The sequence below is a fragment of the Pedobacter agri PB92 genome, from assembly GCF_000258495.1.
Taxonomy (GTDB): Bacteria; Bacteroidota; Bacteroidia; order Sphingobacteriales; family Sphingobacteriaceae; genus Pedobacter; species Pedobacter agri.
The window spans coordinates 1-12,045 of sequence record NZ_AJLG01000042.1 but is presented as its reverse complement, the minus strand read 5'-3'; the positions used below and the strand labels follow the sequence as shown (position 1 = coordinate 12,045).

The following is a 12,045-nucleotide window of genomic DNA, read 5'->3' as shown; positions in this document are numbered from 1 at the left end:
TTAAACACCAAATTGGCTTAAGTGATGATCTAAATGTTTGTAAAACATATTATTCCATTGCGTTTTGTTAAGTTTTCCGAACGAAAGTGATTCTTTCCCATCAAAATGAACTTCACCTAATTGTTGCGTTTTGTTTAGGTAATTTATTAAACGGGTTTTTTCTTTTTCAAATTCTCTTTCATCAGCAATTAAAAAAGAGGGGGCGGTATGTAAATTCTTTTTATACGGTTTCTCACCAACTACTAAGTTTTTAATAAATGCTTTCATTAACAATTTCATAAAAAATTTTGGTTTTGGGTGAGTATTATCATAAACCATCTCGTAATTTACATTGCAGTGCGCAAGCATTTGAGAAACGTTCATCTTACCCCAAAGTTGATTGGTAGCTGGTGTTAGCTTGTTAATCCGGTTGATAACCTCACTAGTTACCTCAGGTTGAAAAATATTCTTCATTATCTTATTCTTTAATTCTTCAGCATTTTATAAGAAAACCATCCTAATAAGGCAATAATTACCGCCATTAAAGCCCAAAGCCAGGTCTTATTTTCGAATAGTGGTTTTTCTATTTTAATTGAATACGCAAGGTTTTCCTTTTGATTACCAATGGTTACAGCCGTTAAGATAGAAGGGATTTCATTTTCAAATTTCTCAATCTCGTAACTTGGTGCCGTTACGTTCTCATTTCCATAATATAGTGCATAAGTTAACGTAGGATTGTCGAAACGAGCGATAATCTCGTAAAGATTCCCTTTTAATGCTAAACCATTTAAACGTAGTGGTTTGTTATCATTGTTTTGAATGGTGATTTTAAGTTTCGATGCAATTGTATTTTGGAAGTTGAACTCCGATTTTTCTAAGGAACTTATGTTACCCTCAAAAAGTGGTGCATAATTATATTGCATCCCCTTATCTGTTTTAAAACTATCAGTTGCATATTCAATCTTTATTGGGCGAAAGAAATCGAAATGGCTTTGTGCATTCAATTTCAAATAGGATAGTGGTACAGGATTTTCAAGTGCGACATCGATAACTGTCTCTTTATCTACAGTATTGTTTTTTAGCTTAAATGTCTTGTATTTCACATCCTGATAAGTGCCTTTTACGGTATCAGTTTTATTAATTAGTGCTTCTAATAAACCAGGTTTAACAGGACTTTTTATCATCAATCGCAGATACTGATACTTTGAATCTGGAAAGCTAAGTTTTGTAAATTGATAATCAGTATCTTTGTTTTTAATCGATAAAATGCGATAATCTTTTAAAATGGTAAACCACTCGGAATTGCTATTGCTCCCCTCAAGCGTAACATCCCAATTGAAATTAGCTTCTTTAAATGCCAGATTTATTTGGTTAATTTCCGTAACATTTTTCAACTCGAAAGTATAGTAATAGCCATTAGCATTCGCACTCTCATTTACCGGTTTAAAATCAATTTCTTTAGAAATAATCTGGTCAGCTCGTTGTTTTAGCAAATATGGAACTTCCAAGGTGTCTTTGCCTTTTATACCGAAAATCCTTAAATCTTCAAATCCTGCATTTGCATTTTTGTATAGCCCGTCTGGCAACTTCATGCTATGCCATAAAGAATTAACACCAGTAATTTCTCGTTTAAATTTGTAGGCGTTGGTTTGTGCATTTGCCGTGGCAAAACAGGCGAAAAGCAAAATAAATATATTAGTTTTTAACTTCAGCATCGTCAATAATTAAATGTTTGTACTTATTGTAAAGGAAAGAGATGATGAGTAATAGCACACCTAACGACACAAAAACTATGGTTTTAGATATGGTACTTAATGAATATATATCATAAAAGAATAGCTTAATTAATGTAATGCCGAACAAAACCATCGCTCCAATCCGCAGATGTTTTTTGTTTTTCGCTAAACCCATACTGATTAAAAACAGCGAATAAATTCCCCACAGAATACTCAATCCAAGTTTATAACTGCCATTTGAATGTGAAAGCTCCAGTAAATTAATAAGTTCACTACTGATGATCCACAAAATGGAAATGTACAATAAGTAATCGAACAGGGTTTTGAAGTCTTTTTTCAACAAAGCTGACTTTTGTAATTGATAGCATTGAACAATCAATAGTGCAAAAAATGCAAATGAAATGTATCTGATTCCGATATTGAAAGAACTGATGCTAAAATATTTGCTCTCAGGGAATAGGTAATGATCGCGAAGTTCACTTAGAGTATAAAGTCCGTGGGTAAGAAAAATTACAACTGCCAATAAATTGATTACCAAATTAGCGATTGCCAAATTTTGGTTTTTTAATTTTTTAATGTTCAGATAAGTTAATACAGCGGCAAAAAACAGGGTGTATATATAGAGCCAGGCCGTTTTTAGTGTATCAATATTATAGTTGAATTCATAAGTCGCATCATCGGTTCCGATTCTCTGGTGAAGAGCGATTCTGGTAGATTGTGATAGGTAATTGAAGTATTTACAAATTTCAATTCTAAAAGTAAAATAGATAACAGCCAGTAGGATTGATGGAATTCCATAATTTAATATTTGCCTCATCCATGGCCATTCAGCTGGCTTTTCTGTTTGTACTTTATTAATATTCAACATCCAGATGAAGCTAATGATAAAAATAGAAGCGGTTAGAAAACCAACATTCAAAATCGGCATATCCTGCGGCTCTCCTCCATAATAATACCAGTTATAAATTTCCCAATCTTGTAGTAAGCTTAATAAAGCCAAAAATATTAGTGGGAAAGAAAGTTTTTCATAAATGGCGATGCCTTTTACTCTTCCAACGTAGAACAGTACAGCGGCTTCTATCGTCCAGAAAATTGTTACCCAACCACCGTCTAATTGAACAGGAACGGCCATCGTGATAAAAGTAATCACCATTGCCAAAATCAAATAGAATAAGTTTCTATCAGCAAGTTCTTTTTTATAGATAATCAGGCTCACGATGAAATGAATTACTGCGTTGGCCAATGTAAATAAGCCCAATAATTCAACACTATTTTTATTTTGCGATAGGATGAGATAACCAACTCCGTAATAAACAAAGGAGTTTAAAAGTATAATCACCACATCGCTGAAGCCAAAAATTTCTTTCTTGGTTACTTTATAAGCCAGGTTTGTAATATAAAATATAATGAAGAAAATGGTTGAAAACAGCAATGATAAGGCGAAGAAATTATTGTTGTTGCCAAGGTCGAGCCTCCAGGCTAAAAAAATCATCCATGTTAAACCAAAGGAGGCATAGAACAGCGGCTTCCAGTACTTTTTAAAACTTAAAATTAAGATGCCGCTATTGATGATGGCCATGTAGGTAAATAACACGCCTACTTTTCCTGATCCATCACTTAATAAAAAAGGAACCGCGTAGGCGCCAACCAGACCGATGTGTGCAATAATCTGTTTATTGTATTTTATCGCGGCTACAACTGTAAACGAAGTGAACACAACCATTAATACGAAAGCCAGGGCTTGTGGAATCAGTGAATAAAAATCGTAGGCTGCATAAGTAATAAAATACATGATAGCAATGGCTCCACTCACTAAAACTGCCGAAAAATTTTCGTATTTTTCTTTTAGTTTGATGGCAAAAGCCATTAACCCTGCGCCAACCGCATAACCTAAAACAATCCGTGTTAGTGGACTGATCATATCATGGTCGATGGCATATTTTGCGCCAATTGCTACACCTAAAATTAAAATCAGTATACCAATTTTGCTAATCAGGTTCTCGCCGATAAACTTTTCGAAATCAGATTTGACCATGTTTTCCCGTTTAAACCGATCTGCGAAATTACCTTGCGGTGTATTTTGAACAGGAGGAAAGGGATTTGGTACTGGCTGTGAAATATTTTGGGTTGTTACAGCCTGCGGTGGGGTATTTCTTGGAGGTGGTACGATAATTGGCTCAGAAATAGGTGCCGGAGGTGGAGTAAAGCTAGTGCCCGGCGATTGCAAGGCCTTTACTTCTTGCTTCAAAGCCTCTATTTCTGCTTCAAAACCTTGCTGCCTGAGTAATAAATTTTCCAGCTTAACTAGAAGCAGGTTCAGTCTTTCGGAATTATCCATTCTATATTTTTAGTGCGTAACTTATTTAATAAATATAGGAATGAATTTTACAAGGTTAATGAAATAATTTATTGACTAAAAATAAATGGCTCTTATTTTAAACAAATATCGTTATGGGTTTCCTCGTTTCATTACGTGAACAATGTATCTGCATTCGTTAGTGAGCACCGTATCCTTTGCAGTTAAATCAATTGGTAGGTTTTCTGGCATGTGCCAAACCAAACTGCTATAAGTGTCGCAATTGGTTTTTTCATTAAAGGTATGTTCTACTGACATGTCAATCATCCCATTAGCATGAATGCTAAAGCCACTAATTTTCCCTTTCTTAATGGATGAAAATGCGCTATCCATTTTTGGAAGAATAAAGGCCGGCATATTGTTAAAGTTGATATCATTTTGAATAAAATTGTTTTCTGCTTCGTTATCGTGTAGAAAATCAAATCTTTCAGCTCGTTCAGGATGTTCAATCTGGGCTTTTCTAAAATTAACAATCGTGTCTATATTGTCTACAATAAGATCATTTAATCTCTTATAAGCGGGTAAATCGTCGATAATTGCCTGGTTGAATTTAGTCTGTATCACCTGATCGAATTCTTTCTCCCGGTTTTGACAGGAAGAGATCACAGCAATCGAGATGATGAGTGCAATGGCGAGAACATTTTTATATTGCATGTTAATAGGAATTGGTAATGAAGTAATGAGCTGTTTGGTCAAACGTAAAAATATTAAAATGTTTCAATTACCGACTGAGATTTCTAATTTCACGATAAATTAAGAGTCAATGGAATTATCTTGCCCAATTTCTGCGGAAAGAATTAATGAAAATGTTGTGAGGATTATTGCATTTGTGGTTGCAATAATTGCAATTTGCTGCATTACATTTTCAAATTATTGGGCAATATTATTTCTTACATTCGATTTTGGAATGAGGGCATTTACCAATGGCAAATTAAGTTTGTTGAAATTTTCAGCCATTAAAATTTCAAAAGCAATGCATCTGAATCCAAAAATGACAGATTTAGCCCCTAAAAAATTTGCGGCAACCTTGGGCTTTATTTTTTGCCTATTGATTACCGCAACATTGATATTTAATTTTGCAACAGTTGCAATTATACTTACGTCGATTATGGCTGTTTTTGCTTTGCTAGAAAGTGTATTTGCTGTATGTGTGGGTTGCTACGTTTATACTTTTTTACAAATCCTGAAAAAAGATAAAGCTTAATTATTTCTTCAAAGCTTCTCTAACTTTTGGTGCAATCTGGTTTCCGAAGATTTCAATAGATTTCATCATGGCTGCGTGTGATGGTCCACCAACATCCATGTGTGCAGAAAAACGGGTTAGGCCAAAGGTTTCTTCCACCGCTAAAATTCTATCAACAGATTGATTCACATCCCCAATAATTAGAGCGCCGCCTTTCTCTATACCTGCGTTATATTGATTGCGTTGGTAGGGTGCCCAACCACGAGAGCGACCAACTCTATTCATTTGTGCCGAATAAAGTGGGTAGTAGTAATCTGCAATTTCCTGATTATTCTCTCCAAATAAAGAATGCATGTGCACACCTACTTCGAATTTATTCATATCATGGCCATAAGCCTGATACACTTTTTTATAATAATCGAAAAGCGGTTTAAATTGTACGGGTTGTCCGCCAATGATGGCAAACATTACCGGCAAACCCAATCGTCCGGCCCGTTCTACTGATTCTGGTGTACCTCCAACCGCCACCCATATTTTTAAATTATCATTTACAGCCCGTGGCAACACTTCCTGATTCACTAACTCAGGACGGAACTTACCTTTCCAGGTTATTTTAGGCGCTGCTTTGATTTTTAAAAGCAGTTCTAGTTTTTCTTCATAAAGTTCATCATAATCCTGAAGATTGTAACCGAATAAAGGAAACGACTCAATAAAACTTCCACGACCAGCCATAAGCTCTGCTCTACCATTGGAAATTAAATCAATAGTGGCGAAGTTTTGATAAAGTTTTACCGGGTCTGATGAGCTTAAAACCGAAACCGCACTGCTCAATTTAATGTTTTTGGTAACTGTCGCTGCGGCGGCTAAGATAATTTCGGGGCTAGAAACCGCATAATCTGGACGATGGTGTTCACCAATTCCATAGAAATCCAAACCAACTTCATCCATCAGTTTTATTTCTTCGATAATTTCCTGAAGCCTTTGTTGAGCGGGTTGAATTTCTCCCTTTGCATTGATTTGCAAATCGCCGAACATGCCGATACCTAATTCCATAATTGCTAAAATTTATAAAGCAAAGTTAACAGGATAGGAGAAGATAATTTTTGATGTATGGTAAGAAAAAGGATTTTAATTAGGATATCAGGAGTTTAAGATTCATGTAAGAATATAACCAGAGGAATTCAATTGTTCGGTCATCATTGCGAGGCACGAAGCAATATTTAGGCTTAGGTTTTACTTTCTAATTTTAAGATTGCTTCGTGCCTGTCAATGACAGTAAAATGCGTTGGCAGATACATCATCGGACTTCAGACTGCTGACCTCTAACTCTACTCTATCTTCTTGCCTTTCATTGCTGTAGAAATCGCTGCATCCATTACACGTTCTGCAAACGGGCGGGTAAACTCATTCAGCTCGTCTGCCTTTTTCAAAATCGTATCTTTTTCTTGGGTTGCCAAAGCTGATTTTAAAGCCTCGATATGAACTTTCGTCTTAGCAATTTCCTCAGCGGTTAAATGCTCAGCATGTTTTTCTATAAAACGTTCGGCAGTGTAAAGCAACTGCTCGCCCTCACTTCGGGCTTCAATTAACATCCGTTGCTCCACATCACTTTTAGCATGTTCAATACTATCTAAAAGCATTTTTTCTACGGTATCATCGCTTAAACCATAGCTCGGCGTAATTTCAATTTCCTGTTTCACTCCCGAACGCAATTCGATCGCCTGAACGGTTAAAATGCCATCTGCGTTTAGCAAAAAGTTAATATCAACTTTCGGCAAGCCTGCTGGCATCGCCGGAATTCCTTTTAAATCAAACTCTGCAAGCTTACGGTTTTCTTTAACCAAATCACGTTCTCCCTGGTAAACAGAAATTTTCATGTTTACCTGTCCATCAACAGAAGTGGTGTATTGGCGTCCGGCTTTGGTGGGAACTTTGCTGTTACGGGCAATAATTACATCCATTAAACCACCCATAGTTTCTATACCAAGTGAAAGCGGCGTAACATCAAGCAACAAAATATCAGAACGATTTCCAGCCAAAACATCAGCCTGAATAGCGGCACCTAATGCGACAACTTCATCAGGATTGATATTATCCTGAGGTTTTTTGCCGAAGAAATCTTCTACAGCTTGTTTCACAAAAGGCGTACGGGTAGAGCCACCAACCAAAATCACTTCATCAATATCAGAAGCAGTTAAATCGGCATCTTTTAAAGCATTTTTACAGGCCGTGATGGTTTCTTCAACTTTCGCAGAAATTAATTGTTCGAAAGTTTGGTTATCTAAAGTACACCAAATCTCGCCAACTTTTTCGTTGTATAAATTTTGGGTAGACAAAGCTTTCTTAGCGGCCTCCGCTTGTAAACGCAGCGTTTGCATCAAAATATTATCTTCAGATAATACCTTAATGTCTAAGTTGTTTTTTTCGATCCAGTGATTTAAAATCGCTCTGTCGAAATCATCACCACCTAGATAAGTATTTCCATTTGTGGCCAAAACCTCGAAAATTCCATTTTGAATCTGCAGGATAGAAACATCAAAAGTTCCTCCGCCCAAATCGTAAACGGCAATGGTTTTTTGCTGCGATGGGTCTAAACCAATTCCGTAAGCTAAACTTGCAGCCGTGGGTTCGTTTACAATACGCATTACATCTAAACCTGCAAGTTTTCCAGCATCACGTGTTGCCTGGCGCTGGCTATCGTTAAAATAGGCCGGAACAGTAATCACCGCCCTGTTAACGGGAGTTTTTAAAGCGTGTTCTGCTCTTGCTTTAAGCTCTTTTAAAATCTCTGCCGATAACTCGATTGGTGTATAAAAACGGTTTCCCGCCTGGATTTTTACCAGTGAATCCGAATCATCATCAATAATTTTGTAAGAGAAAATATCTTTATGTTCTGCTACATCTTTGTAAGAACGACCTAATAATCTTTTTACAGAAAATATGGTGTTTGATGGGTCGGTAGTTAAAAATTCTTTCGCCTCGTTACCTACAACGGTTTCATTTTGATTGTTGAAATACACCACCGATGGCACCAAAATTCCCTTGCCAGAATCGTTAATTACTTGTGGATTTTTGTCGGGATTAATGAAAGCCACCAAACTGTTTGTGGTGCCTAAATCTATTCCAACTATAATTTCTTCCTTTTGAAACGAACCTGTAGCAAGGTTAATTGATATTTTTGCCATGGGGCGAATTTACGGAGATTGTTGCAATGTTTTCAGATTGAAATGTTTTAATGTTGTAAAGAAAGTCTGAAAGTTCGGGGTTCAAAATGTGAAGAAAATAACTTAAAAACCTGAATTCCTCTTATAACTCAACAATTTTCGTTGGAAATGATTGGTTCGGTATTTCTTAGGAGGCTGTAGCCCTGCTGTACACTATAGCCGCTCCCGATTGAAAATATCGGGAGTGGGCTGCCTTTTCCATCAGGTTTATAAACAAAGACAGCGGCTTTTAGGAAAAAAAAACCCAACCCCTCGTTGAAAATAAGGAGGGGAGTTGATACAGTGCTATCAATAAATTTAGGGGAATACTGCCAAAAATTTTCAGCAAAACTTTCCTAAGTACGCATTCGGCATCAGAAAATTTGGCAGCGAAGATCAATAAATTTTGGAGTACACCAGTTCGTTTTTCTACTGAAGTAAGAAAATCCTACGAGTGAAGCACTACCTTGAATATCTCACAATCATTCACACGGCTTAGGATTGCGGATAAAAATTTATTGAATATTTGCAACAAATATTCGCAAGCCTTGATTTTTGTTTCTTTTTATCAAGAAAAAGAAAAAATCCTGTCTGGCTAAGACAAAATTATTTCTTGTTTTTCTCCTCAATCCATAACGACATATATTTTGTGCTTTGAGCCGTATGATGATTCAAAATTTGGCCAATAAAATTCTTTCGCCGATGTGCTGGTAAATCTATTTTCTCAACTAAAGAAATAAAATCATCAGAGAATTTCAAGGCTGAGTATCGTTCATTGATTATCTCAATACCATTTTGTTGGGCTAAAAACCATGCAGCTTTATCCTGATACAGCAAAACGGCTTTCTCAATAAAATTATCCAAATCATCTTCAATAAAACCGTTCCAATCCAACGGTCTTCTCATGGCCTCGGCGCCAATTGATGTAGTAACTGAGGGCGTTCCAACCTGCATGGCATCAATAAATTTACCTTTAACGCCAGCGCCAAACTGGATAGGAGCAAGTAGAATTCTATGTTGTGCTATCGTTTGTTGTGCGTTAACTGCTCTTCCCCGGATAAAAAACTTTTCGTTTTTATTGTTTAGCTGTAATACCTTTTGAGTAGCATAGGAACCGTAAATATTCAAATTTACGCCAGGAAGTTTTTTCCTGAGTGCTGGCCAGATTTTAGTCTTTAAAACCTGAACAGTATTCCAATTCGGTTCGTGCAGGAAATTACCAATAAAAACAAAATCTGCCCGGTCTTCGTAGGGAATCCAGTTTTTAACTATGTTTGTAGTGATTTCATTTTCCAGAAATGGGAGATAATAAAGCAAAGCAGAATCGATCCTGAAAGTTTCCCCAAGTATTTTCATTTCTACTTCTGAAATCACTAATGACAGATCGCAACGCAAAATAGCAGCCAGCTCCCGCTTTGCGGTATCAGAAAACAAATCGATCTCTGTTTGTTTTTTATCGCTTTGCTGGCGGGCATTTCGCAGAAAATGTAAGTCTTCGGTATCTAAAATTCTAATTGCATCCGGACATTCCTGCTGTACCCGCCAACCATATTGTTCTTCCACCATAAAGCGGTCGAACATCACAATGGATGGATTTAAAGTTTTTAAAAATGCGTTGAAGCTTTCGTCGTTCAGTTTAATTTCTTGCTCAGTAACGCCGATGTCGGAAAAATCATAACTAAAATCACTTTTAGAAGCTGCAGATGCAAAAGTGATTTGGTAACCCTTGCGCAAAAATAAATTGATCAGTTGAATCATCCGTGTTCCTGCCGCAGAGGAGGTAGGCTCGGGCCAAACCAGTCCAATGATCAATAATTTTTTTGCCGTTCTAGTCATTTTCTACAAAATAAGCGCTTTTTTTTTGTCCCACGCAGATAAATGTGATTTTCGCAGATTAAAAATCAGGTTCGCTCATCCGCTAATTCTATGGGAGTATTAAACGTATCTTAAATATTCTTAATTTTGCAGCTCAATTACAATACCACATGTTAGGATTAAAATTATTGACAGACCCACGTTGGGCAAATATTGCGGAATCAAATTTAGAAGAGATTTTATCTGACCATGCCTGGTGCGAACAAAAAGCAGCATCAAATGCCATTACCTTAATTACTCAAAATTCGGAACACCAGGATTTAGTGGATGAATTAACGGCTATAGCAATTGAAGAAATGCAGCATTTTCAAATGGTGATTGATATTATTAAACAACGGGGTTATACGCTGAGCCGCGAACGTAAGGACGATTATGTAGGGCGCCTGGTAAAGTTTAGCAAAAAAGACGGCAGTAGAAACCAGGCATTCATTGATAGATTATTGTTTGCTGCAATGATTGAGGCCAGAAGCTGCGAACGTTTTCGAGTGCTTTCTTTGAATATTAAAGACGAAGAACTGGCGAAGTTTTACCATGAGTTAATGGTTTCTGAGGCTGGTCACTATACCACCTTCCTAAATTTTGCCCGTAAGTATGCCACTGATGTTGATGTAGAAAAACGCTGGAAAGAGTGGTTGGAGTTTGAGGGCGAATTAATCCAGAGTTTCGGAACAAAAGAGGCGATACACGGCTAGATGTTGAAGGTTGTAAGTTATAGGTTGTAAGTCTGTATGCCTAATTTAATTTGTTCTATACAAACTTTTAACTTTCAACTTTTAACTTTCAACTCATTTTTATGTATATTCCACAGCCAAATCACAATATCCTGATAACTGTCAATACCTTTTTTCTGGTTATTGAGTTTTAAGAAGCTATCAAAAGCGGCATCCATATACCCAAACATTTCGCCATTGTATTTGCGCCAAAACTCTTTTTCAGTATTAAAGTCGGCCAAAACCTTTGGCAATAGCTTATCATGTAAAACTTTGTAGTCATCCGGAGATTTCATTCTGATTTCGAAAAGAATATACCTTAACATCTCATAATTGGCAGAGTATTGGTAATTCACATCGGGGCTATTGCTTGCCGTTAAATAACCTAAAAGATTGGCTTCATCTTCGTACGCAATTCCTAACTGATGCGCAATTTCATGGCAGGAAACGTAAGGTTTAACAAAATCAGGCAGATTCATGTTCATATTTGCCTCGCCTGTTAGTGGTGCGTAATAACCTTCAATTCCAATTTTGCTTATTATCCAAGAGTTTAAAACTGATTTTAAACATGGGTTTTGATAACGAAACAATGAATTTTGTTTCTCCATCAAATCATAGGCTTTCGCTGAATTGATTTCTAAATCATTAATACTGTAAGCTGGAATGTTGGTTTGCCTTAATTTTAAATGGTTGGTTTTATTAACAAAGTGATTGCCAAGTATTACCAATTCTTTTACACTATATTTTTCGTTTCCGATACCTAATGCGTCACTTATGCTCGGGCGACTGTAATTTAGGCCCCAAACCATTTTGAAAATGATGTAGAGAACTAAACAAAAGTTTAAGAATTGCAGAGGAACAATAATTCTGTGTGCGCTCTTTAAGCTTTTTCTTCTTTTAATAAACCTGATGATTCTGTAAAGTACAAAACCAATTATAAAGGCATAAACGATATCGCCAATCGCAAATGGAAAAATAGAAGAAATAAATCTTAATGATTTGG

At 36.4% G+C, this 12,045-nt stretch carries 10 protein-coding genes; 2 read left to right on the top strand and 8 right to left on the bottom strand.

Translation table 11 applies throughout. From position 1 onward, the window contains the following. The 4 genes from ON09_RS08300 to ON09_RS08285 form a co-directional block, all read right to left on the bottom strand. Nucleotides 1-453 (bottom strand): DUF1569 domain-containing protein, encoded by a 453-nt coding sequence (locus ON09_RS08300; RefSeq protein ID WP_010600598.1) that lies wholly within the window; start codon nucleotides 451-453, stop codon nucleotides 1-3. Between the two features lie 11 nt (nucleotides 454-464). Beyond that, complete coding sequence (locus tag ON09_RS08295) at nucleotides 465-1,694, bottom strand: DUF3999 family protein (RefSeq protein WP_010600597.1); 1,230 nt, start codon at nucleotides 1,692-1,694, stop codon at nucleotides 465-467. Beyond that, nucleotides 1,675-4,053, bottom strand: a complete 2,379-nt coding sequence (locus ON09_RS08290; protein WP_010600596.1) for a DUF2339 domain-containing protein — start codon at nucleotides 4,051-4,053, stop codon at nucleotides 1,675-1,677. Before ON09_RS08290 ends, ON09_RS08295 begins: the two co-directional genes overlap by 20 nt. A gap of 111 nt (nucleotides 4,054-4,164) precedes the next feature. Then, nucleotides 4,165-4,725, bottom strand: a complete 561-nt coding sequence (locus tag ON09_RS08285) for a hypothetical protein (RefSeq protein WP_157258879.1) — start codon at nucleotides 4,723-4,725, stop codon at nucleotides 4,165-4,167. Between the two features lie 109 nt (nucleotides 4,726-4,834). Here ON09_RS08285 and ON09_RS08280 point away from each other — a divergent pair, with 109 nt between their 5' ends. Continuing rightward, nucleotides 4,835-5,275: a DUF4395 domain-containing protein gene (locus tag ON09_RS08280; protein WP_010600594.1), complete on the top strand. Its 441-nt coding sequence runs from the start codon at nucleotides 4,835-4,837 to the stop codon at nucleotides 5,273-5,275. Here ON09_RS08280 and ON09_RS08275 read toward each other — a convergent pair whose 3' ends face one another. From ON09_RS08275 to ON09_RS08265, 3 genes are all read right to left on the bottom strand, one after another. Then, complete coding sequence (locus tag ON09_RS08275) at nucleotides 5,276-6,307, bottom strand: Atu2307/SP_0267 family LLM class monooxygenase (RefSeq protein ID WP_010600593.1); 1,032 nt, start codon at nucleotides 6,305-6,307, stop codon at nucleotides 5,276-5,278. It abuts the gene before it with no gap. 275 nt (nucleotides 6,308-6,582) lie between these two features. Next, complete coding sequence (hscA, locus tag ON09_RS08270) at nucleotides 6,583-8,439, bottom strand: Fe-S protein assembly chaperone HscA (RefSeq protein ID WP_010600592.1); 1,857 nt, start codon at nucleotides 8,437-8,439, stop codon at nucleotides 6,583-6,585. 624 nt (nucleotides 8,440-9,063) lie between these two features. Further along, nucleotides 9,064-10,293 carry a glycosyltransferase gene (locus ON09_RS08265; protein WP_010600591.1) on the bottom strand — a complete coding sequence of 410 codons (1,230 nt, stop codon included), beginning with the start codon at nucleotides 10,291-10,293 and terminating at the stop codon, nucleotides 9,064-9,066. 149 nt (nucleotides 10,294-10,442) lie between these two features. On the opposite strand from ON09_RS08265, the gene miaE reads away from it, so the two are divergent. Continuing rightward, entirely contained in the window at nucleotides 10,443-11,024 is a 582-nt protein-coding gene (miaE, locus tag ON09_RS08260) for a tRNA-(ms[2]io[6]A)-hydroxylase (RefSeq protein ID WP_010600590.1), read from the top strand. A 74-nt stretch (nucleotides 11,025-11,098) separates the two neighbouring features. On the opposite strand, the gene ON09_RS08255 is transcribed toward miaE, so the two are convergent. Then, nucleotides 11,099-12,045 (bottom strand): DUF3810 domain-containing protein (locus tag ON09_RS08255; RefSeq protein WP_010600589.1); only part of this gene is annotated, 947 nt, incomplete at its 5' end.